Source organism: Pseudomonas sp. NCIMB 10586 (genome assembly GCF_023127895.1).
Taxonomy (GTDB): Bacteria; Pseudomonadota; Gammaproteobacteria; order Pseudomonadales; family Pseudomonadaceae; genus Aquipseudomonas; species Aquipseudomonas synxantha_A.
Genome location: NZ_SPKQ01000006.1, coordinates 32,046 through 54,127, shown reverse-complemented (window position 1 = coordinate 54,127; position 22,082 = coordinate 32,046). Strand labels below are relative to the sequence as shown.

At 59.6% G+C, this 22,082-nt stretch carries 17 protein-coding genes; 11 read left to right on the top strand and 6 right to left on the bottom strand.

Annotated elements, in window-relative coordinates:
* The first annotated feature begins 157 nt into the window (after positions 1–157).
* From E4P01_RS01715 to E4P01_RS01705, 3 genes are read left to right on the top strand one after another with little or no spacing between them, the layout of a single operon-like run.
* On the top strand, positions 158–1,597 hold the full coding sequence (locus E4P01_RS01715; protein WP_005791629.1) for a cytochrome ubiquinol oxidase subunit I: 1,440 nt from the start codon (positions 158–160) through the stop codon (positions 1,595–1,597).
* A 1-nt stretch (position 1,598) separates the two neighbouring features.
* Complete coding sequence (gene cydB, locus E4P01_RS01710) at positions 1,599–2,606, top strand: cytochrome d ubiquinol oxidase subunit II (RefSeq protein ID WP_005791627.1); 1,008 nt, start codon at positions 1,599–1,601, stop codon at positions 2,604–2,606.
* A 12-nt stretch (positions 2,607–2,618) separates the two neighbouring features.
* The gene (locus E4P01_RS01705; protein WP_078822377.1) at positions 2,619–2,786 is read left to right on the top strand and encodes a DUF2474 domain-containing protein; all 168 of its coding nucleotides are present in this window, start codon (positions 2,619–2,621) and stop codon (positions 2,784–2,786) included.
* Between the two features lie 66 nt (positions 2,787–2,852).
* Here E4P01_RS01705 and E4P01_RS01700 read toward each other — a convergent pair whose 3' ends face one another.
* Together E4P01_RS01700 and E4P01_RS01695 are read right to left on the bottom strand one after the other, a co-directional pair.
* Complete coding sequence (locus E4P01_RS01700) at positions 2,853–3,977, bottom strand: class I SAM-dependent methyltransferase (RefSeq protein WP_216092131.1); 1,125 nt, start codon at positions 3,975–3,977, stop codon at positions 2,853–2,855.
* A 144-nt stretch (positions 3,978–4,121) separates the two neighbouring features.
* Entirely contained in the window at positions 4,122–4,832 is a 711-nt protein-coding gene (locus E4P01_RS01695; RefSeq protein ID WP_216092130.1) for a LuxR family transcriptional regulator, read from the bottom strand.
* A gap of 458 nt (positions 4,833–5,290) precedes the next feature.
* Here E4P01_RS01695 and E4P01_RS01690 point away from each other — a divergent pair, with 458 nt between their 5' ends.
* Positions 5,291–6,067, top strand: a complete 777-nt coding sequence (locus E4P01_RS01690) for a ferredoxin--NADP reductase (protein ID WP_032879395.1) — start codon at positions 5,291–5,293, stop codon at positions 6,065–6,067.
* Between the two features lie 40 nt (positions 6,068–6,107).
* Here the strand turns inward: E4P01_RS01690 and mscL are convergent, their stop codons facing one another.
* Complete coding sequence (gene mscL / locus E4P01_RS01685; protein WP_005791618.1) at positions 6,108–6,527, bottom strand: large-conductance mechanosensitive channel protein MscL; 420 nt, start codon at positions 6,525–6,527, stop codon at positions 6,108–6,110.
* Positions 6,528–6,814: 287 nt separating this feature from the next.
* Between mscL and katB the strand changes: the two genes are divergently transcribed.
* From katB to radA, 3 genes are read left to right on the top strand one after another with little or no spacing between them, the layout of a single operon-like run.
* Positions 6,815–8,356, top strand: a complete 1,542-nt coding sequence (gene katB / locus E4P01_RS01680; protein WP_216092129.1) for a catalase KatB — start codon at positions 6,815–6,817, stop codon at positions 8,354–8,356.
* A 57-nt stretch (positions 8,357–8,413) separates the two neighbouring features.
* Positions 8,414–8,953 (top strand): ankyrin repeat domain-containing protein, encoded by a 540-nt coding sequence (locus E4P01_RS01675; protein ID WP_078822375.1) that lies wholly within the window; start codon positions 8,414–8,416, stop codon positions 8,951–8,953.
* 35 nt (positions 8,954–8,988) lie between these two features.
* Positions 8,989–10,356, top strand: coding sequence for a DNA repair protein RadA (radA, locus tag E4P01_RS01670; protein WP_005791613.1), 1,368 nt, complete (start codon positions 8,989–8,991; stop codon positions 10,354–10,356).
* 143 nt (positions 10,357–10,499) lie between these two features.
* On the opposite strand, the gene E4P01_RS01665 is transcribed toward radA, so the two are convergent.
* Positions 10,500–10,868, bottom strand: coding sequence for a PilZ domain-containing protein (locus tag E4P01_RS01665; RefSeq protein WP_216092128.1), 369 nt, complete (start codon positions 10,866–10,868; stop codon positions 10,500–10,502).
* 173 nt (positions 10,869–11,041) lie between these two features.
* Here E4P01_RS01665 and E4P01_RS01660 point away from each other — a divergent pair, with 173 nt between their 5' ends.
* From E4P01_RS01660 to yjiA, 3 genes are all read left to right on the top strand, one after another.
* Positions 11,042–13,108, top strand: coding sequence for a carbon starvation CstA family protein (locus tag E4P01_RS01660; RefSeq protein ID WP_005791609.1), 2,067 nt, complete (start codon positions 11,042–11,044; stop codon positions 13,106–13,108).
* 15 nt (positions 13,109–13,123) lie between these two features.
* Positions 13,124–13,321: a YbdD/YjiX family protein gene (locus tag E4P01_RS01655; RefSeq protein WP_003194308.1), complete on the top strand. Its 198-nt coding sequence runs from the start codon at positions 13,124–13,126 to the stop codon at positions 13,319–13,321.
* 189 nt (positions 13,322–13,510) lie between these two features.
* A complete protein-coding gene (gene yjiA / locus E4P01_RS01650; RefSeq protein ID WP_032879403.1) occupies positions 13,511–14,470 on the top strand; it encodes a GTPase in 960 nt (319 codons plus the stop codon).
* Between the two features lie 177 nt (positions 14,471–14,647).
* Here yjiA and glyA read toward each other — a convergent pair whose 3' ends face one another.
* Together glyA and E4P01_RS01640 are read right to left on the bottom strand one after the other, a co-directional pair.
* Positions 14,648–15,901, bottom strand: a complete 1,254-nt coding sequence (gene glyA / locus E4P01_RS01645) for a serine hydroxymethyltransferase (protein WP_078822372.1) — start codon at positions 15,899–15,901, stop codon at positions 14,648–14,650.
* Between the two features lie 229 nt (positions 15,902–16,130).
* A complete protein-coding gene (locus tag E4P01_RS01640) occupies positions 16,131–19,982 on the bottom strand; it encodes a bifunctional diguanylate cyclase/phosphodiesterase (protein ID WP_216092127.1) in 3,852 nt (1,283 codons plus the stop codon).
* A gap of 284 nt (positions 19,983–20,266) precedes the next feature.
* Here E4P01_RS01640 and ettA point away from each other — a divergent pair, with 284 nt between their 5' ends.
* On the top strand, positions 20,267–21,931 hold the full coding sequence (ettA, locus tag E4P01_RS01635) for an energy-dependent translational throttle protein EttA (RefSeq protein WP_005791601.1): 1,665 nt from the start codon (positions 20,267–20,269) through the stop codon (positions 21,929–21,931).
* Positions 21,932–22,082: the final 151 nt, after the last annotated feature.

Here is a 22,082-nt window from a genome sequence, read left to right as displayed (position 1 = left end):
AACCTGCCCCGGAATTGCTCTGGCGGCCGCAAGGCCAGAATCCCCACGAGATGGGTAAAAAAAGAAACGAATTGAAATTCGCCACACTCCATATCCGTGGGGGCAGTGGGTGCAGGCTCCCAGCCAGCAGCCGGTATTACCTGACAGAGGAAGACTTATGTTCGGTTTGGAGGCGCTAGATCTCGCCCGAATTCAATTCGCGTTCACCATCTCGTTTCACATCCTGTTCCCGGCGATCACCATCGGCCTGGCCAGTTACCTTGCGGTGCTGGAGGGCTTGTGGCTCAAGACTCATAACGATACCTACCGTGACCTCTACCATTTCTGGTCGAAGATCTTTGCCGTCAACTTCGGCATGGGTGTGGTCTCCGGCTTGGTCATGGCCTATCAGTTCGGCACCAATTGGAGCCGTTTCTCCGACTTCGCCGGTGCTGTCACCGGGCCATTGCTGACGTACGAAGTGCTCACGGCCTTCTTCCTTGAGGCCGGTTTCCTCGGTGTGATGCTGTTCGGCTGGAACAAGGTGGGGCGCAAGCTGCACTTTTTCTCCACGGTGATGGTGGCCGTGGGGACGTTGATCTCCACGTTCTGGATTCTCGCCTCCAACAGCTGGATGCAAACGCCACAGGGCTTTGAAATCATTGATGGTCGGGTGATTCCCACCGATTGGCTGGCGGTGATCTTCAACCCTTCGTTCCCCTATCGCCTGATGCACATGGCCACGGCTGCATTTGTTGCCACGGCATTCTTCGTCGGCTCGTCGGCGGCCTGGCATTTGCTGCGCGGCAAGGACAACCCGGCGATCCGCAAAATGCTCTCCATGGCTATGTGGATGGCGCTGATTGTCGCGCCCATCCAGGCGGTGATCGGTGACTTCCATGGCCTCAATACCCTCAAGCATCAACCGGCAAAAATCGCTGCGATTGAAGGCCACTGGGAAAACATCGGCAACGAGCCGACGCCGTTGATCCTGTTCGGCTGGCCGGACATGAAAGCCGAGAAGACCAAGTATGCGGTCGAGATCCCGTACCTGGGCAGCCTGATCCTGACCCACTCCCTGGACAAGCAGGTGCCGGCCCTCAAGGAGTTCCCGCCTGAGGACCGCCCCAACTCGACCATCGTGTTCTGGTCGTTCCGGGTCATGGTTGGCCTGGGTTTCCTGATGATCTTCACCGGTCTGTTCAGCCTGTGGCTGCGCCGTGGCGACAAGATGTACACATCCAAGCCGTTCCTGTACCTGGCGCTGTGGATGGGCCCGTCGGGCTTGATTGCGATTCTTGCTGGTTGGTTCACCACTGAAATCGGCCGCCAGCCTTGGGTGGTCTACGGGCTGATGCGCACCGCAGATGCCTCGTCCGGGCATAGCCTGGCGCAGATGACCATTACCCTGGTGTTGTTCGTGGTGGTGTACTTCGCGCTGTTCGGTGCCGGTTTGGGTTACATGATGCGCCTGGTGCGCAAGGGCCCTGTGACTCACGACAGTACCGAACCGGCCCATGGTGGCCCTGGTCAGAAACGCACCCCGGCGCGTCCGTTGTCTGCCGCCGACGATGGCAGCGATAACGACCACGACCACATCCAGCACAAGGGGAATTGAGATGGGTATTGATCTTCCGCTGATCTGGGCCGTGATTATCATCTTCGGCATCATGATGTATGTGGTCATGGACGGCTTCGACCTGGGTATCGGCATCCTCTTTCCGTTTATCCCCGGCAAAGTCGACCGTGACGTGATGATGAACACCGTGGCCCCTGTATGGGACGGCAACGAAACCTGGCTGGTACTCGGCGGCGCGGCGTTGTTTGGCGCGTTCCCGCTGGCGTATTCGGTGGTGTTGTCGGCGTTGTATCTGCCGCTGATCCTGATGCTGATCGGGCTGATCTTCCGCGGCGTGGCCTTTGAGTTCCGTTTCAAGGCCAAGGACCACAAGCGTCACCTGTGGGACAAGGCGTTTATCGGTGGCTCGCTGGCAGCAACCTTCTTCCAGGGCGTGGCGTTGGGCGCCTTTATCGATGGCATCCCGGTGGTGGACCGCCAGTTTGCCGGTGGTTCACTGGACTGGCTCACACCGTTCACGATGTTCTGCGGCGTGGCGCTGATCGTGGCCTATGCCTTGCTCGGCTGCACCTGGCTGATCATGAAGACCGAGGGCAAGTTGCAGGAGCAGATGCATAACCTGGCGCGGCCGTTGGCTTTCGTGGTGTTGGCGGTGATCGGTATCGTCAGTATCTGGACGCCGCTGACCCACCCGGAAATCGCTTCGCGCTGGTTCACCTTGCCGAACCTGTTCTGGTTCCTGCCGGTGCCGGTTCTGGTATTGGTCACGATGTACGGACTGTTCCGCGCCGTGGCCCGTCATGCGCACTACACGCCGTTCCTGCTGACACTGGTGTTGATCTTCCTGGGCTACAGCGGCCTGGGCATCAGCCTGTGGCCCAATATCATCCCGCCGTCCGTGTCGATCTGGGACGCTGCGGCACCGCCGCAAAGCCAGGGCTTCATGCTGGTGGGCACGTTGTTCATCATCCCGTTCATCCTGGGTTATACCTTCTGGAGCTACTACGTGTTCCGCGGCAAGGTCACCCACGAAGACGGCTACCACTAGGAGGGTTGAAACATGTCCGGTAAACCTTCACTGCACGAGATTGAACAGGCCGAGAAGCAGCCATTGTGGCGGCGCCTGGGATGGCTGGCGGGGATCTGGGTGGGCAGCGTGCTGGCCCTGTTCGTGGTGGCCAGCCTGATGCGCATGTTCATGAATGCGGCGGGCCTGACCACGCACTGACATACCGAACCGGCCTGCCAGCGTGAGAGGCAAGCCCTGCTCTTCTATTGGAAGGGCAGGGCTTTTTTATTTGCGCGCTTTGAGGATGACGAACTTTGGTGTGGCCGCCACTTGTTCGACGCCACGGAACAATCGCGCCAACTTGCTGTGGTAGCCCAGGTGGCGATTACCCACGATATACAACGCGCCGCCCACTACCAGGGCTTCGCGTGCCTGCTGGAACATGCGCCAGGCGAGGAAGTCACCCACCACTTGTTGTTGATGAAACGGTGGGTTGCACAGCACCACGTCCAACGATTGCGCCTCCTGACCGGCCAGGCCGTCATCGGCACGTACAATAACGTCGCGATTGCCCAGAGCGGCTTGCCAGTTTTCAGTCGCCGATTGCACGGCCATATAGGACTCATCCACCAACGTGTACTGCGCGTCGGGGTTTTGCAGAGCGCTGGCAATCGCCAATACGCCATTGCCGCAGCCCAGGTCTGCCACGCGGGCGCTGCCAAGGTTTTTCGGCAGGTGCGGCAGGAAGGCGCGGGTGCCGATGTCCAGGCCCTCGCGGCAGAAAACGTTGGCGTGGTTGAGCAACTCGATGGCTGGCGCGTCCAGCCTGTAGCGGGTGGGATAGGGCGAGACGGCGACAGGACGATCTGCCACGGTGGCGATCAGCAATCGCGCCTTTTTGACCGCAAGCGTCGCGTGCATCGGCCCGATGTAACGCTCCAGCAGTTCACCGGCGGCGCGGGGCAAGTGCTTGACCATCGCCCCGGCGATCACCTCGGCGCCCGGCGCCAATTGCCCTTGCAGGCGGATCAACTGTTCTTCCAGCAGCGCCAGGGTTTTTGGCACACGGATCAGCACCCGATCGAAGGGCCCCACCGGCGCGGTGCTGGCGGGTACGAACGGCACGGCATCAAACGCCTTGCCGTTGCGCACCAGGTTTTTCTCCAGGGCTTGGGCGGCGAGGAACGAGTCGCCGCTGGAGGTCACCAACATCTGGCCCGCAAGGCTGGCCGCGAGGGCACCGAAGCTGTCATTGAGTACCAGCACGCGGGTCAGCGCATTGGGTTGCTGTGCGCCAAGGTGGTTGAGCAGGTACTCGTCGGCGGCATCGAAGGCTTGCAGCGGATCATTGTGTTGCTCTGGCTGACGAATCAGATCGAGCTGGGCGAAGGGGCTGTCAAGCAGGGGCATGGGGGAAGAATGCTCTGGGTAATCGACGGAACCGTCTGAGTGAACGGCGACGCGACCCACTGAAGGGGGTGGCATCAACACTCAGAATTGGCCGTAAATGTTACGTTTTTTTTTACGCAATGACATGGGGTGTTTAATTGACGATTAGAGCATTCCGGCTTTGGCGAGGCAGAGCACAGCCTGGATCTTACTGGTGACCTTCAATTTGCTGAGTACTCTGCCGATATGAAAACCCACCGTGCGCTCGGACAGGCACAGAATGCGAGCGATCTCCGCGGCAGTCTTGCCCATGGCGCACCATCTGAGAATCTCCGTTTCGCGGGCCGTTAACTTGAATGGCGCCTCGTCGATGGGCTCGCCGGTGTATTGAAGCGCGACGACCGCATGCATCGCATGGCAGAGCCACAATACTTGACCGGCTTTTTCGTAAAGCTCTTCAGGGCTGACCTCACCCTTGTCACGCACCAGGGTCAGCATACTGAATACACCCTTGAAATCATGCACCGCCTGGGACCAGCCCATATGCACCCCAAATGACTCAGCCAAGTCCCACAGTTCAGGTGCGTTACCGAAGGCTTGCTTCTCCCAGAGGATGGGCAGTACAGAGTGCTTGCAGTGAACTACAGCCGGATCTTTGTCGAAGAAACCTGCTTGTTGATAGATTTTGTTCCATTCATTTGGGTAGTTGTTGCAGTTGAAAGGCTTTGCTTGGGTATTTTCGGATTGAGTACTCATTGTGAACGAGCAATATTTGAACCCCATTTCCTGAGTGCGGTTGATCACCATTTCATACACGGTGGTGATTTCGCTCTCGCCTTCCAGCTTGGGCAGCCGTGAATTGTGCCAATTGACCATCGGTAACTCTCCATGGGTTTCTTTGTGACTTGGGTACTTCCTGATCCCCAATCCAACACGAAAACAAGTGTAGGACACGTCGTACAAGCTAGTCTGAAAAAAAATTCATCAAGTGGTTGGTCTTCGGGTTTCAGATATGTACAAGCGTTATTGGTTTGTATGAAAAAACCGCTGGGACATTTTTTTTGCACTGGTTTTAATGACTTGCAGGTGATATCAAAATGACGTCTTCGGACGGCGTAGTTTCATCTTGTGGCGCATTCCGGTTGGGTTAATAGCCAAATGATTAGTATGAGTGTGCGGCGCGTTGTTTGCTGCGGATTGCGGGTGAACCGCTGGCTCACTTGCGTCACTGACAGGCGGTGCGCGATGGGTAAATGCAATGCCAGTACAAATCAACGGTGTTTGCGTCATCTGCTTTGAGAGACACTAGCGGCCTGTGCAAAACGGAGCCTCCCATGACGGCCAGTGCTGAGAAATTTACCCGCCAGACCTTGCTCGACGTGCAATCGCTGACCCCCAGCCTCTTCACCCTGCGCACCACTCGCGACCCAGGCTTTCGCTTTACCGCCGGCCAGTTCGTGCGCCTGGGTGTAACCAAGGCCGATGGCAGCACCGTGTGGCGTGCCTACTCTGTGGTGTCATCGCCTTTTGATGAGCATCTCGACTTTTTTTCCATCGTTGTCCCTGGCGGGGAGTTCACCAGCGAACTCAGCCGGCTGCGGGTTGGCGACACCTTGTTGGTAGAGCGCCAGGCCACCGGCTTCCTGACCCTTAATCGCTTTGTCGACGGGCGCGACCTGTGGCTGCTGGGCACCGGCACAGGGGTTGCGCCGTTCCTGTCGATCCTGCAGGACTTTGAGGTCTGGGAAAAATTCGAACGCATCATTCTGGTGTACAGCGCGCGGGAAGCGAAAGAGCTGGCTTACCAGGCGCTGATCAAGGAACTGGGGGAGCGCGAGTACTTGGCCGAGTACGCGCATAAACTCACCTACATCCCCATCGTCACTCGCGAGCAATATCCGGGTGCGCTCAACGGGCGCATTACCACGCTGATAGAAAATGGCGAACTGGAGCGTGCGGCCGGCCTTGAGTTAACGCCGGAACACTCCCGCGTATTGATTTGCGGTAATCCGCAGATGGTCGATGACACCCGCCAGCTACTCAAGCAACGGGACATGCAACTGAGCCTGAGTCGACGCCCTGGTCAGGTTGCAGTAGAAAATTACTGGTAGAAAAAAGGCGCCTCACGAGGCGCCTTTTTGCAACCGCTGATTAAAGCGGTTTGTTGTTATTTTGAGCCTTGAGCAGATCGCGGATCTCGCCCAGCAGCACTTCTTCCTTGGTCGGCGTCGGTGGCAAGCTAGGGGCTACGGCCTCTTCTCGCTTCAGGCGGTTGATGGCCTTCACACCCATGAAGATCGCAAAAGCAACGATCACGAAGTCGATGATGCTCTGGATGAACTTGCCATAAGCCAGCACCACCGCCGGTACGTCACCCTGCGCGGCCTTGAGCGTTATCGCCAGGTCGGCAAAGTCCACACCCCCGATCAGCAGACCGATAGGCGGCATAATCACGTCGCCTACAAACGAGGAAACAATTTTGCCGAAGGCGGCGCCGATGATGATACCGACGGCCATGTCGACCACATTACCTTTGACCGCGAAGGCCTTGAACTCACTGATCACGCCCATAGGTTATTCCTTGTTACAGTTGAGAAGGGTGGAGGTCAGTGTAATTCAGTCGTACAAGGCTTGCTCGACACAACTGTTAACACTGTCGATTTTTATCGACACATTAAAACGCAAATAGTTTGCAAAGTGCCACCAGTCGCGCGCGAATTAACCGTCATTTCAGCCAGTTACCAGATTATTTTATTAATCGGGCCTGTGGCGTTTTTCTATTTATCTTCTGACTCGCAGGTCTCTAGCCTCTGACAAGCACAACAGAATGTGCGCTAAAAAAACCAGAGGAAACCTCGATGAACACTCCAATCCGCCGCAGGCCCGTGTCCGCGCGTCACGCGTTGGCACTGGTGACCGCCAGCCTGCTGTCCCTCTCCGTGCAAGCCGCCAACCTGACCCGCGATAACGGGGCCAACGTCGGTGATAACCAGAACTCGCAAACGGCCGGAGCGAACGGCCCGGTATTGTTGCAGGACGTTCAGCTGATCCAGAAGTTGCAGCGCTTTGACCGCGAACGCATCCCCGAGCGTGTGGTACATGCCCGCGGTACCGGCGCCCATGGCACCTTCACGGTGACCGACAACCTCAGCGACCTGACCAAGGCCAAGGTGTTCGCCGCCGGTGAAACCACGCCAGTGTTCGTACGCTTTTCGGCGGTCGTCCACGGTAACCATTCCCCTGAAACCCTGCGTGACCCAAGGGGTTTTGCCACCAAGTTCTACACCGCCGAAGGTAACTGGGACCTGGTTGGCAATAACTTCCCGACCTTCTTTATCCGCGATGCCATCAAGTTCCCGGATATGGTCCATGCCTTCAAACCCGACCCACGCACCAACCTGGATGACGACTCGCGCCGTTTCGACTTCTTCTCCCATGTTCCCGAAGCCACGCGTACGTTGACCGAGTTGTACTCGGACTCCGGTACCCCGGCCAGTTACCGCGAGATGGACGGTAATGGCGTACATGCCTACAAGTTGATCAACGCCAAGGGCGAAGTGCACTACGTCAAGTTCCACTGGAAGAGCCTGCAAGGCATCAAGAACCTGGATCCCAAGCAAGTCACCGAAGTACAGGGTCGTGACTACAGTCATATGACCAACGACTTGGTCACCCATATCAACAAGGGCGACTTCCCCAAGTGGGACTTGTATGTGCAAGTGCTCAAGCCCGAGGACTTGGCCAAGTTTGATTTCGACCCCCTGGATGCCACCAAGATCTGGCCGGATGTACCGGAGCGTAAAGTCGGGCAGATGGTGCTCAATCGCAACCCGGCCAATGTCTTCCAGGAAACCGAGCAAGTCGCGATGGCGCCTGCCAACCTGGTGCCGGGCATCGAGCCGTCGGAAGACCGCCTGCTGCAAGGCCGGGTGTTCTCCTATGCCGATACGCAAATGTACCGCCTGGGTGCGAACGCCCTGCAACTGCCGATCAACGCTCCACGGGTCACCGTCAACAACGGTAACCAGGACGGTGCGATGAACTTCGGCAAGACCACCACCGGCGTGAACTACCAGCCAAGCCGGCTGTTGCCACGCGAAGAGCCGCAAACCGCGCGCTACAGCCAGTCGCCGCTGTCGGGCAGCACCCAGCAGGCGAAGATCCAGCGCGAGCAGAACTTCAAACAGGCCGGTGACCTGTACCGCTCCTACACCAAGAAAGAGCGTCAGGACTTGATCGACAATTTCGGCGGCTCGCTGGCCACCACCGATGACGAGAGCAAGCACATCATCCTGTCGTTCCTTTACAAGGCTGATCCGGAATACGGCACCGGCGTGACCAAGGTGGCCAAAGGTGATCTGGCTCGCGTGAAGGCGCTGGCGCAAAAACTGACTGACTGATTCGTTGGTTGCGGTCGGCGCCTCTACGGGCGTCGACCTTTGGCAGGAGAAGCCCCTATGCGTATCTCTATCGGTTTACTGATGGCCATGCTGGCCTTTGTCGCCCATGCGGAGTCTCCCGACCCGGTGGCGCTCAAAGCCCAGTTGCAGGATTACTACTTCGACGCCGCTCGCCGTGGCGACCTCGACATGCTCAATACCTTTATCGACTCCGGCTACAGCCTCAACATCCAGGATGACAAAGGCTACACGGCACTGATTCTCGCCGCTTATCACGGCCAGGGCTCGTACGTGGAGCGTCTGCTCGACGCGGGTGCCAACGCCTGCGTACAGGACAAACGCGGCAACACGGCGCTGATGGGCGCGATCTTCAAGGGTGAGCTGAAAATCGCCCAGCGCCTGCTGGCCACCGACTGCAACCCGGACCAACGCAATGGCGCGGGACAGACTGCCGCCATGTACGCTGGGCTGTTCAAACGCGTCGAGTTGCTGGGTGAACTGCAAGCCAAAGGCGCAGACCTGAACGCCGAGGACCCCGTCGGTAACAGTGCTTCACGTTTGGCCAGTGGCGAAATCCGGACCCCGGCGTCGCGCTGAGCTATCATCGCGGTTTTTCGGTTGGAGGTTCTCACATGGCAAAGGCCAAGCGCATGTACGGCTGCACGGAGTGCGGCGCGACCTTTCCCAAATGGGCGGGCCAGTGCTCCGAATGCGGTGCGTGGAACACCCTGACTGAAACCATGATTGAAAGCGGTGGTGCCGCAGCCCCCACCGGCCGCGCCGGCTGGACCGGGCAACAGGCACAGATCAAGACCCTGGCCGAGGTCAGCGTCGAAGAGATCCCGCGTTTCTCCACCGCGTCCGGCGAACTGGACCGCGTACTTGGCGGTGGCCTGGTCGATGGATCGGTGGTGCTGATCGGCGGTGACCCGGGCATCGGCAAGTCGACCATCCTCTTGCAAACCCTGTGCAGCATCGCCAGCCGTATGCCGGCGCTGTACGTCACCGGTGAAGAATCCCAACAGCAAGTGGCCATGCGCGCCCGCCGCTTGGGCCTGCCCCAGGACCAGCTGCGGGTCATGACCGAAACCTGCATCGAAAGCATCATCGCCACGGCGCGGATTGAAAAGCCCAAGGTCATGGTGATTGACTCGATCCAGACGATTTTCACCGAGCAACTGCAATCGGCGCCGGGCGGCGTGTCCCAGGTGCGCGAAAGTGCGGCGCTGTTGGTGCGCTACGCCAAGCAGAGCGGCACGGCGATCTTCCTGGTCGGCCACGTGACCAAGGAAGGCGCGCTGGCCGGGCCACGGGTGTTGGAGCACATGGTGGATACCGTGCTGTATTTCGAAGGTGAGTCCGATGGCCGCCTGCGTTTGCTGCGGGCGGTAAAAAACCGCTTTGGCGCCGTGAACGAGCTGGGTGTGTTCGCCATGACTGACCGTGGGCTGAAAGAAGTCTCCAACCCCTCGGCGATTTTTCTCACTCGCGCCCAGGAAGAAGTCCCGGGCAGTGTGGTGATGGCGACGTGGGAGGGTACCCGGCCCATGCTGGTGGAAGTCCAGGCGCTGGTGGATGACAGCCATTTGGCCAACCCGCGGCGGGTCACGCTTGGCCTGGACCAGAACCGTCTGGCGATGTTGCTGGCGGTATTGCACCGTCACGGCGGCATTCCGACCCATGACCAGGATGTTTTCCTTAACGTAGTGGGCGGGGTCAAGGTGCTGGAGACCGCCTCCGACCTGGCGCTGATGGCGGCGGTGATGTCCAGCCTGCGCAATCGGCCGCTGCCCCATGATCTGCTGGTGTTTGGTGAGGTCGGCCTGTCGGGTGAAGTCCGCCCGGTGCCCAGTGGGCAGGAGCGGTTGAAGGAGGCGGCCAAGCATGGGTTCAAGCGGGCGATCGTGCCCAAGGGCAATGCGCCGAAGGAAATGCCGGCAGGTTTGCAGGTGATTGGGGTGACGCGCCTGGAGCAGGCGTTGGATGCACTGTTCGAATAATCACCAGCATTGCAGATCCAATGTGGGAGGGGGCTTGCTCCCGATTGCGGTGGATCAGTAACAGATAGGCTGACTGACCCACCGCAATCGGGAGCAAGTCGAATCGTCGCACCGCCCCTCCCACATTTGAGTTGTGTTGGCTTCTAGATTTCCAGCAATGCCGCCAGCTCTCTGTGTAGCTCTTCCTCATCCCCCAGGTTCAACTCAATCAGTCGCCGCAAATGGCTGATCGAATCCAGATCGATATGTTGGCACACGAAGCCCAACTGCCCCTGATCCTCGTGGCTCAGCTTCACTTGCATCTTTATATGCGCTTTCGGATCCAGGCGTATGTCTACGTCGAACGGCAGCGCCTTGTTCCCCTTCCAGTCTTCGGGGCGCTCGACCAGTAGACCCTTTAGCGAGAGATCCACCAGTTTCACCGGAAAATCCCATCCGTTTTGCCGAATTTCGGTTTTGGCATCAAAAGCAATCCGGCGAAAACGGCGGCGATCAGACGGTTGCTCAGTCATGGTGAAGCCCTCGGTGAATAGGAGGATTGTAGCCTTGCGCCATCATTTGGCATTTATTTCGTTTTTTTGCCGCATAGAAGGCTCTAGACCAACGTAGGGGGCTGGTCTTTGAGGCCAACAGCGCTAAACTCGGGCTGGCTGTCCTTTCTGTCCACCCTGGCTGGAATACAAAAATGAAAAATAATAATAGCCTGCTACGCCACCTACCCTGGCTGGTGCTGGCAATCGTAGGAGCGTGCGCCCTGGGCGTAGTGGCCTTGCGCCGCGGCGAGGCGATCAACGCCTTGTGGATTGTGGTCGCTGCTGTGGCCATCTATCTGGTTGCGTACCGTTACTACAGTCTGTTCATCGCCAATAACGTGATGCAACTCGACCCTCGGCGGGCCACCCCCGCAGTGGTCAATAACGACGGTCTGGACTACGTGCCGACCAACAAACATATCCTTTTCGGTCACCACTTTGCGGCGATTGCCGGTGCAGGCCCGTTGGTCGGTCCGGTGCTGGCGGCGCAGATGGGCTACCTGCCCGGCACCCTGTGGCTGATTGCCGGTGTGGTGCTGGCGGGTGCGGTGCAGGACTTCATGATCCTGTTCCTGTCCACTCGTCGCAACGGGCGTTCCCTGGGTGACATGGTTCGCGAAGAGATGGGCCGCATTCCCGGGACCATCGCCCTGTTTGGCTGCTTCCTGATCATGATCATCATCCTCGCGGTGCTGGCGCTGATCGTGGTCAAGGCCCTGGCCGAGAGCCCGTGGGGCATCTTTACGGTGATGGCGACCATCCCGATTGCGATGTTCATGGGCATCTACATGCGCTACATCCGCCCGGGCCGCATTGGTGAAATTTCGATCATCGGCGTGCTGTTGCTGCTGGGTTCGATCTGGCTGGGCGGGCAGATTGCCGCTGACCCGGTCTGGGCCAAAGCCTTCACCTTCACCGGGATCCAGATCACCTGGATGCTGATCGGCTACGGCTTCGTTGCCGCTGTTCTGCCGGTATGGCTGATCCTGGCGCCGCGTGACTACCTGTCGACGTTCCTGAAAATCGGCACCATCATCGCTCTGGCGATCGGCATCCTGGTCACCATGCCTGATCTGAAAATGCCAGCACTGACCCAGTTCATCGACGGCACTGGCCCGGTGTGGAAGGGCGGCCTGTTCCCGTTCCTGTTCATCACCATCGCTTGTGGCGCGGTCTCGGGCTTCCACGCGCTGATCTCTTCGGGCACCACGCCCAAGTTGCTCGCCAGTGAAAGCCACGCCCGTTACATCGGTTATGGCGGCATGTTGATGGAGTCGTTCGTGGCCATCATGGCGATGGTTGCCGCTTCGGTGATCGAGCCTGGCGTGTACTTCGCCATGAACAGCCCGGCGGCGATTGTCGGTACTGACGTGGTCACCGTGGCGCAAACCGTCAGCAGCTGGGGTTTTGCAATTACCCCTGAAGCGCTGTCGGCTGTTGCCCACGATATCGGTGAAACCACCATCCTGGCGCGTGCCGGCGGTGCGCCGACGCTGGCAGTCGGTATCGCACAGATCCTGCACAGTGTGCTGCCAGGTGAAAACACCATGGCGTTCTGGTACCACTTTGCGATCCTGTTCGAAGCGCTGTTCATCCTCACGGCGGTCGATGCCGGTACCCGTGCCGGTCGCTTCATGCTGCAGGACCTGCTGGGTTCGTTCGTGCCTGCGCTCAAACGCACCGAGTCCTGGACCGCCAACCTGATCGCGACGGCCGGTTGCGTGGCGATGTGGGGTTACTTGCTGTACCAGGGCGTAATCGACCCGCTGGGTGGTATCAACACCTTGTGGCCGCTGTTCGGTATCTCCAACCAGATGCTGGCGGGTATCGCGCTGATGCTGGCGACCGTTGTGCTGATCAAGATGAAGCGCCAGCGCTACATCTGGGTGACCATGTTGCCGGCCGTCTGGCTGCTGATCTGCACCACCACCGCGGGCTTCATCAAGCTGTTCGACGCCAACCCGGCGATCGGCTTCCTGTCGCTGGCCAAGAAATACAGCGATGCCCTGGCCAACGGTCAGATCCTCGCCCCGGCCAAGAGCATCGACCAGATGCAGCACGTGATCTGGAACGCCTACACCAACGCAACGCTGACGGCGCTGTTCCTGTTCGTGGTATTCAGCATCCTGTTCTATGCGCTCAAAGTCGGCGTAGCCGCCTGGGGCAACAAAGAGCGTACGGATAAAGAAGCGCCATTCCAGGCCGTACCGGACGCATAAGCGAGGATTGCCACTATGTTCAATGACATCAGTCGCCTCGGTAAATACCTCGGTCAGGCCGCGCGCCTGATGGTCGGCATGCCCGACTACGACACCTACGTCGAGCATATGCAAACCAAACACCCGGACAAGCCGGTGATGGACTACAAGGCGTTCTTCCGCGAACGCCAGGAGGCCCGTTACGGCGGCAAGGGTGGTCCCAAGTGCTGTTGACCCGGTAACGCAGGCCAATGCGATACCCCTGTGGGAGCAGGGCTTTCTGTGGGAGCTGGCTTGCCTGCGATAGCATCACCTCGGTCTGACTGAAGCACCGAGTTGTCTGCATCGCAGGCAAGCCAGCTCCCACAGGGGCCTTTGCTCCCACATTTGTTTTGTGTTTATTCAGTTATCAGGAGAATAGTTTTGTCCTCTCCCATCCCCGTCACCATCCTCAGCGGCTTCCTCGGTGCCGGCAAGACCACCTTGCTGCGCCATCTGCTCAAGGCCGAGCACGGCTTGAAAATCGCCGTGATCGAAAACGAATTCAGTGACGCCGGCATCGACACCCAGCTCTTGGGCGACGAGCCGGTACAAGTCATGACCCTGTCCAACGGCTGCGTGTGCTGCACCATCCACACCGACCTGACCAAGGCCCTGTACCTGCTGCTTGAGCGTCTGGACAGTGGCGAAATCGCCTTCGACCGCCTGGTGATCGAATGCACCGGCCTTGCCGACCCGGCACCAGTGGCCCAGACTTTTTTCATCGACGAAGAACTGCGCGAGCGCTACATCCTCGACGGCATCATTACCCTGGTGGACGCCGCCCACGCCGAGCATCACCTGACCCAGACCATCGCCCAGGCCCAGATCGGCTTTGCCGACCGCCTGCTGGTGAGTAAGCGCGACCTGGTGGACAACGCCACCTTCGACGCCCTCAGTCAGCGCCTGACCCGTATCAACCGGCGTGCGCCGATCCGTGTGGTGGATCACGGCAAGATCGACTTGGCTGAGTTGCTGGATGTGCGCGGCTTCAACCTCAATGCCGGCATGAGCCTGCGCCCGGTCAGCGCTGCGCCATCGGTCGACCGTATTTCCAGCCTGGTGCTGCGCACCGACCAACCGCTGGATATCGACCGCCTCAGTGAGTTCATGAACGAACTGCTGGAAGACCACGGCAAGCAGCTGCTGCGCTACAAGGGCGTGCTGAATATTGCCGGGGAGGATCGACGCATGGTGTTCCAGGGCGTGCTGAAACTCTATGGTTTTGACTGGGACACCGAATGGGCCGAGGGCGAGGCGCGGGAGAGTGTAATCGTGTTTATTGCCGATGAGTTGCCGGAGGACAAGATCCGCGAAGGTTTTGCCAAGGTCTACCAAGCCTGACTTGAAATGCGATCAACTGTGGGAGGGGGCTTGCTCCCGATTGCGGTGGGTCAGTAAACATATAAGTGACTGACACACTGCTATCGGGAGCAAGCCCCCTCCCACAATTGAATGCATTTCAAATTGAAATAAAAAAGCCCGGCTCAAGAGCCGGGCTTTTCATTCAAGCAACTGCAATCAAGCGCCGTAAACCGGCAGCTTTTTGCAGATGGCCTTGACCTTCTCACGTACCGCGTCGATCACGGCTTCGTTGTTCAGGTCAGCCAGGATGTCGCAGATCCAGCCGGCCAGTTCCTTGCACTCTGCTTCCTTGAAGCCACGGGTGGTCACAGCCGGGGTGCCGAAGCGCAGGCCGGAGGTGACGAACGGCGAACGTGGGTCGTTCGGCACGGAGTTCTTGTTCACGGTGATGAAGGCTTTGCCCAGGGCGGCGTCAGCGTCTTTACCGGAAATGTCCTGTTTGATCAGCGACAGCAGGAACAGGTGGTTTTCAGTACCGCCGGACACCACGTCAAAACCGCGCTCGATGAACACAGATGCCATGGCCTGGGCGTTCTTCACCACTTGTTGCTGGTAGGTCTTGAACTCAGGCTGCAGTGCTTCCTTGAAGCAGATCGCCTTGGCGGCAATCACGTGCTCCAGCGGGCCACCCTGGGCGCCGGGGAATACCGCGGAGTTGAGCTTCTTCTCGATCTCGGCGTTGGCGCGAGCCAGGATCAGGCCGCCACGTGGACCGCGCAGGGTCTTGTGGGTAGTGGTGGTCACCACGTCAGCGTAAGGCACTGGGTTCGGGTACACGCCCGCTGCCACCAGACCGGCCACGTGGGCCATGTCGACGAACAGGTAGGCACCGACCTTGTCGGCGATTTCACGGAAGCGTGGGAAATCCAGGATCTGCGAGTAGGCAGAGAACCCAGCCACGATCATTTTTGGCTTGTGCTCGACCGCCAGGCGCTCGACTTCGTCGTAGTCGATCAGGCCGTTGGCATCGATACCGTACTGGACGGCGTTGTACAGCTTGCCGGAGGAAGAAACGCTGGCGCCGTGGGTCAGGTGACCGCCGTGGGCCAGGCTCATGCCCAGGATAGTGTCGCCGCCTTGCAGCAGGGCCAGGTACACGGCGCTGTTGGCCTGGGAGCCGGCGTGTGGCTGGACGTTGGCGTAATCGGCGCCGAACAGCTCCTTGGCACGGTCGATGGCCAACTGCTCAACCACGTCGACGTACTCGCAACCACCGTAGTAGCGCTTGCCCGGGTAGCCTTCGGCGTACTTGTTGGTCAAAACCGAACCTTGAGCCTCCATCACCGCAGGGCTGGTGTAGTTTTCCGAAGCGATCAGCTCAATGTGCTCTTCCTGGCGCACGGCTTCTTGCTCCATGGCGGCGAAGAGATCGGCGTCGTACTTGGCAATAGTCAAATCACGGCTGAACATGGCGGTCCTCAAGGATCGGGGGCAGAAAAGGAGGGCATTCTAACCCAATGGGTTTTGGATGGCATATGAAAGGACATCATGTCGCGGACAAGTGGGGCTCATCTGGGGATGAGTGGTGACTGTGCTGGCCTCATCGGGAGCAAGCCCCCTCCCACATTCGAAGGTATTCACAGTTCAAAGGTGGGAGGGGGCTTGCTCCCGATGGAGCCATAAGCTTCACAACAGCAGGTCAGTCGAACATGAAGAGAGCATCATTGCTGAACTGCGCCTCGAACCGATTCGCCGGCATCGGCCGCCCGAACAGGTAACCCTGGACCTCATCACAGCCATGCTCGCGCAAAAAGTCCAATTGCTCGTGGGTTTCCACACCTTCGGCGATCACCGCCAGGTTCAGGCTGTGGGCCATGGCAATGATCGCCCGGGCGATCTGTGCGTCCTGCTCACCGGAGGGCAGGCCATCGACGAAGGTGCGGTCGATCTTCAGCACGTCGATGGGGAATTGCTTGAGGTAGTTAAGCGATGAATAGCCAGTGCCAAAGTCGTCTACCGCGATGCTCAGGCCCAGGTTCTTCAAGCTGGCGAGGATTTGCAGCGCTTCGTTGACTTCGCGCATCAGGATACTTTCGGTCAGTTCCAGCTCCAGGCACGCTGGCGGCAGGCCAGTGTCCTTGAGGATGGTGGCGATGCGCGTGCCCAGCTGGCCGTCGGAGAACTGTCGCGCCGAGATGTTCACCGAGACTTTGGGCACCCGCACCTTGTTCTGGTGCCAGGTCTTGAGTTGGCGACAGGCTTCGCTGATCACCCAATCGCCCACGTCCACCACCAGCCCGAGTTCTTCCAATACCGGAATGAAATCCCCCGGCGGCACCAGCCCGCGACGCGGGTGGCGCCAGCGCAGCAGGGCCTCGGCGCCGGTCAGGCGTTTGCCGTCGCCGCTGAATTGCGGTTGGTAATACAGCACGAATTCGTTCTGGTCCAGGGCGTGGCGCAGGTCGCTCTCCAGCTCCAGGCGCTCCAGGGCGCTGGCGTTCATGTCGGCCTGGTAGAACTGGAAGTTGTTCTTGCCGCGCTCTTTGGCGTGATACATCGCCGTATCCGCGTTTTTCATCAGTTGGCTCAGCTCGTTGCCGTCTTGGGGGCTGAGGGCGATGCCGATACTGGCGGTCACGAAGAACTCGCGGCCTTCGAGCACGAATGGCTTCACCAGGCTGGCCAGAATCTGCTCGGCCACATGAATCGCGCGGTTCAGCGCCATTTCGCGGCTGACCCGTGGTTGCAACAGCAGGGTGAACTCGTCGCCGCCCATGCGCGCCACGGTGTCGTCTTCGGCCACGCAACCGAGCAGGCGCGTCGCCATTTCCTTGAGCATACGGTCGCCGGCGGCGTGGCCGAGGGAGTCGTTGATCGGCTTGAAGCGGTCGAGGTCGAGGAACATCAACACCACCCACGACTTCTGCCGTTCTGCCGATTGCAACGCCGTGTGCAGACGGTCCTGGAACAGCGTGCGGTTGGGCAGGTGGGTCAGGGCGTCGTAGTAGGCCAGGCGGTGGATGCGCTGTTCGCTGGCCTTGCGCTCGCTGATATCGCTGAAGAAGCACACATAGCTGGCCAGGTCGCCTTCATCGTCGAACACCGCCGTAATGCCGACCCAGGCCGGGTAATGCTCGCCGTTGCGGCGCTTGAGCCACACTTCGCCTTCCCAGGTACTGTGCTGGTGCAGTTGCTTGAGCACATAACGCAGGTGGGCTTCCTGCTGCTCGTCGACGGTGAGCATGTTCGGCAATTGGTCGAGCACGTCCGCCACTTCATACCCGCTGACCCGGCTGAACGCCTCGTTGGCTTGCACGATATAGCCGGCCGGATCGGTGATCAGGATCGCCGAGGTGGAGTGCTCGAAGACCGTGGCCGCCATGCGCAGGTCTTTTTCGGCGCGGCGTTGCTGGCTGATATCGCGGCCCACGCCGAGGATGCCCTCAAAGGCGCCATGTTCATCCCACACCAGCACCAGGCGCAGTTCGATCGGTACTTTGCGCCCGTCGGCGCGCAGGCAGTCGAACAGGAACAGTTGGGTCTGGACTTCATCGCGCAAGGTGTTCAACTCCTCGGGGTTGCCGAGGGCGCGACTGACCTGTTCCATCAGGCTATAAATGCCGGTCAACTGTTGCGGGTTGGCAACGATCGACTGCCAGCCATGCTTGAACACCCAATCCACGTCATAGCCCAGCACGGTGTTGACCGATGGGCTGATGTAATTCAGAGCCAGTTGGCTGTCGGTAGAGCAGATCACGTCGCTGATGCTTTCAGCCAACATGCGGTAGCGCTGTTCGCTGTCGCGCAGGGATTCGCTGGCTTCGATCTGGTCGGTAATGTCCTTGGCCACACCGATGATCCGAGTGACCACCGTGGACGTATCCCGGGCCAGGGCCTGTTCGCGAATATCGAAGCGGCGCCATTGGTTATTGCGGTGGCGAAAGCGCAGTTGGCAGTGCAACTGGGTCGTGTAAGCGGCCTGGCGTTGCTGTTCACGCGAGTCGTGGTAGTGCTCGGCGTCTTCGGGGTGCAGCAGGATCTCCCAGAAGTACTCACCCATTTGCTGCAGTTCGGCTTTGTTGTAGCCCAGGGTGTGGCCCAGATGATGGTTGCTGAAAATCATGCGCTGGCTGATCACGTCCTGCACATACAGGTGATCGGGCACGGTGCGCACCACATCCGACCAGAAGCTCTCGCGCTCCACCAGCGACAACTCGATCAGTTTGCGGCTGGTGATGTCGCTGATGCTGAGGATCACGGCCTTGACGTCATCCTGCTGCTCCGGCAAACGCATCACCAGCCACAGGTACTGTTCGTTGCCGGCCACGTCGTTGAGCTGGATTTCCAGCTCCAGCTGTTTTTGCCGGGTCAGTACAGCTTCCAGCACCTGATAGCCGATGGACGTGGCATTGCGCGGGCAATCATCGATCAGGCGTTCCCACGCCTGCTCGCAGGACGCGACGTTGAGCAGGCGCACGGCCATCTGGTTGACCTCGGTGACGCGCAACTCCCTGAGCAGTTGCTTGCGCTCGGCGGGGTTGGCCTGCAACCAGGCGTGCAACTGTTCGCGGCTTTGTACCTGGGTCTTGTTGCAAAACGCCTTGAGCCCCGCCAGGTCAAGCACGCACAAGGCCACGCCTGTGCCTTCGAAGATGTCCTGATAGCGTCGCCGGCCTTCATTCACCTGGCGTTGGCGGCGGCGCATGTTGAGCAGCACGATCACCGGGACAAGCGAAAATGCCAGGCCCAGCAGGCACTTGCCGATAAAGGCAGGCAGCAGTTGTTCCAGCACCGCGCTGCGGTCAAACAGGCCGCGCAGTTGCCAGTCGCTTTTGCTCAAGGGCGTGACCAGCACACTGCGGTTCAATTCTTCCGGCGTCAGGGCGCTGGGCCACTGCGCGGGCATCCCGCTGTCACGGCTGACCACACGATGGTTCAGGCTGTTCTCGATCGCCCACATCGGGCGCTGGCCCTGAATGTCCTGCCGTGTGAGGTTGGCCAGGTAATTGGGGGCCAGGCGCAAGGCCCAGTACACCTTGGAGCCACCGCTGGGTTGGTGCAGCAACAGATAGATGACCGTGCCGTCATTGTCGTTGCTCAGGTAGTAAGACTGGGCGTGACTGCGCTTGACCAGGTCTTCGAGCAGGGCACTGTCTTGGCTGCCTTCGGCAGTGTCGCTGATCAGTGCGCCGTTGGGGGTGAGCAGGGCGAAGCTGCGTAGGTCCGGCAACGAGCGCTGCAACGTGCGCATCAAGGCCTGCTGCTGTTCGGCATTGCGCGGCGGCTCGACAATGGGCAGCAGGTTCAGGGCGATCTGCGCGCTCAGTGCCATGCTCTGGCTGATCTGCTCGGCCAAGTCAGCACTGTAGTCGATGGTGTATTGCTGCTGGTTTTTCTGGTTTTGCTGCAACTGGTCAAGCAGTTGCCAGAACAATAACGCGAGCAACATCAGCACAAGCGTCGCCAATGCGCCCTTCAAGGTACCGTGCAGGGGCGCTCCCGGCGCAATATGAGCGGCGCGCAAGGGAGTGGGCGGCGTGACTTTGGACAAGCTGTGATCCTGCGGTTGGCTGGACTGGCGCGCGACGTGCACTATAAGCCGGACGCCCGGAGGGCGGCTAGCATGCCTTGAGTTGTGGCAAAGTGCCAGTCCTCCCTGGCTGGACTGCCCCAGCGCATTCAGGTAGCTTTGCCGGTTACGCGGGGGCGTTCCAGCCCCAGACATTCAGGCTTTTTCCCCACGCAGGCATTGATGATAGTCAAAGGCCCGCGCGGCGCATGGCCTGGCACGGGCTTCGTCCGCTTAATTCATCAGTAACTGACGCTAGGTTCACCATGGCTCAATACGTCTTCACCATGCATCGGCTGGGAAAAGTTGTTCCGCCGAAGCGGGAAATCCTGAAAAACATTTCGTTGTCCTTCTTTCCAGGCGCCAAGATCGGCGTGCTCGGCCTCAACGGCTCGGGTAAGTCCACGCTGCTGAAAATCATGGCCGGCGTCGATACCGAGTTCGAAGGCGAAGCCCGCCCGATGCCGGACCTGAATATCGGTTACCTGCCGCAAGAGCCGATCCTGGATCCGACCAAGACCGTGCGCGAAGTGGTTGAAGAGGCCGTCAGCGTGATCAAGGACGCCCAGGCGCGCCTCGACGAGGTGTATGCCGCCTACGCCGAACCGGATGCCGACTTCGACAAGCTGGCCGCCGAGCAGGCCAAGCTCGAAGCCATCCTGCAGGCTGGCGACGGTCACAACCTGGAGCGCCAACTGGAAGTCGCCGCCGATGCGCTGCGCCTGCCGGCGTGGGACGCCAAGGTCGAGCACCTGTCTGGTGGTGAAAAACGTCGTGTGGCCCTGTGCCGCCTGCTGCTGTCGGCTCCCGATATGCTGCTGCTCGACGAACCGACCAACCACCTGGACGCCGATTCCGTCGCCTGGCTGGAGCACTTCCTGCACGATTTCCCGGGCACCGTGGTTGCAATCACGCACGACCGGTACTTCCTGGACAACGTTGCCGGCTGGATCCTCGAGCTCGACCGCGGCGCCGGTATCCCTTACGAGGGCAACTACTCCGGTTGGCTGGAAGCCAAGTCCGACCGTCTGGCCGCCGAATCCAAGCAGCAATCGGCCCACGAAAAAGCCATGAAGGAAGAGCTGGAGTGGGTGCGCAAAGGCGCCAAGGCCCGCCAGTCCAAATCCAAGGCCCGTCTGCAACGCTTTGAAGAAATGCAGTCGCAGGAATTCCAGAAGCGCAGCGAAACCAACGAGATCTACATCCCGGCCGGTCCGCGCCTGGGTGACAAGGTCATCGAGTTCAAGAACGTATCCAAGGGCTATGGCGACCGCGTGCTGATCGACAACCTGTCGTTCTCCATGCCAAAAGGCGCGATCGTCGGCGTCATTGGTGGTAACGGTGCGGGTAAGTCCACGCTGTTCCGCATGTTGATGGGCAAGGAAACGCCGGACTCCGGCAGCATCGAGATCGGCGACACCGTGCAACTGGCCTGTGTAGACCAGAGCCGCGACGACCTCGACGGCAGCAAGACTGTATTCCAGCAGATCTCCGACGGCTCCGACCAGATCCGTATCGGCAACTATGAAATCCCGTCGCGCACCTATGTCGGCCGTTTCAACTTCAAGGGCGGCGATCAGCAGAAGTTCGTCAAGGACCTGTCCGGTGGTGAGCGTGGTCGCTTGCACCTGGCCCTGACCTTGAAAGAGGGCGGCAACGTGTTGCTGCTCGACGAACCGTCCAACGACCTCGACGTTGAAACCCTGCGTTCCCTGGAAGAAGCCCTGCTGGACTTCCCGGGCGCCGCCATTGTGATCTCTCACGATCGGTGGTTCCTTGACCGCGTCGCGACCCACATCCTGGCGTACGAAGATGACTCCCAGGCGGTGTTCTTCGAAGGTAACTACACCGAGTACGAAGCCGACCGTAAAAAGCGCTTGGGCGAAGCAGCTGCCCAGCCGCACCGTGTGCGTCACAAAAAACTGGCCTGATTCGGGCTGGTTTGAAAAAAGCGGAGCCTTCGGGCTCCGTTTTTTTTTTGGCGCTGTTCAGGTGGGCCGAGGCGACTTCATCGCAGGCAAGCCAGCTCCCACATTAGATCGAGTACCTCTGCTACGACACGGTCCAATGTGGGAGCTGGCT

Coding starts and splice junctions, on each gene's coding strand:
- E4P01_RS01715 (WP_005791629.1), top strand. CDS start 158: ATGTTCGGTTTGGAGGCGCTAGATCTCGCCCGAATTCAATTCGCGTTC.
- cydB (WP_005791627.1), top strand. CDS start 1,599: ATGGGTATTGATCTTCCGCTGATCTGGGCCGTGATTATCATCTTCGGC.
- E4P01_RS01705 (WP_078822377.1), top strand. CDS start 2,619: ATGTCCGGTAAACCTTCACTGCACGAGATTGAACAGGCCGAGAAGCAG.
- E4P01_RS01700 (WP_216092131.1), bottom strand. CDS start 3,977: ATGCCCCTGCTTGACAGCCCCTTCGCCCAGCTCGATCTGATTCGTCAG.
- E4P01_RS01695 (WP_216092130.1), bottom strand. CDS start 4,832: ATGGTCAATTGGCACAATTCACGGCTGCCCAAGCTGGAAGGCGAGAGC.
- E4P01_RS01690 (WP_032879395.1), top strand. CDS start 5,291: ATGACGGCCAGTGCTGAGAAATTTACCCGCCAGACCTTGCTCGACGTG.
- mscL (WP_005791618.1), bottom strand. CDS start 6,527: ATGGGCGTGATCAGTGAGTTCAAGGCCTTCGCGGTCAAAGGTAATGTG.
- katB (WP_216092129.1), top strand. CDS start 6,815: ATGAACACTCCAATCCGCCGCAGGCCCGTGTCCGCGCGTCACGCGTTG.
- E4P01_RS01675 (WP_078822375.1), top strand. CDS start 8,414: ATGCGTATCTCTATCGGTTTACTGATGGCCATGCTGGCCTTTGTCGCC.
- radA (WP_005791613.1), top strand. CDS start 8,989: ATGGCAAAGGCCAAGCGCATGTACGGCTGCACGGAGTGCGGCGCGACC.
- E4P01_RS01665 (WP_216092128.1), bottom strand. CDS start 10,868: ATGACTGAGCAACCGTCTGATCGCCGCCGTTTTCGCCGGATTGCTTTT.
- E4P01_RS01660 (WP_005791609.1), top strand. CDS start 11,042: ATGAAAAATAATAATAGCCTGCTACGCCACCTACCCTGGCTGGTGCTG.
- E4P01_RS01655 (WP_003194308.1), top strand. CDS start 13,124: ATGTTCAATGACATCAGTCGCCTCGGTAAATACCTCGGTCAGGCCGCG.
- glyA (WP_078822372.1), bottom strand. CDS start 15,901: ATGTTCAGCCGTGATTTGACTATTGCCAAGTACGACGCCGATCTCTTC.
- ettA (WP_005791601.1), top strand. CDS start 20,267: ATGGCTCAATACGTCTTCACCATGCATCGGCTGGGAAAAGTTGTTCCG.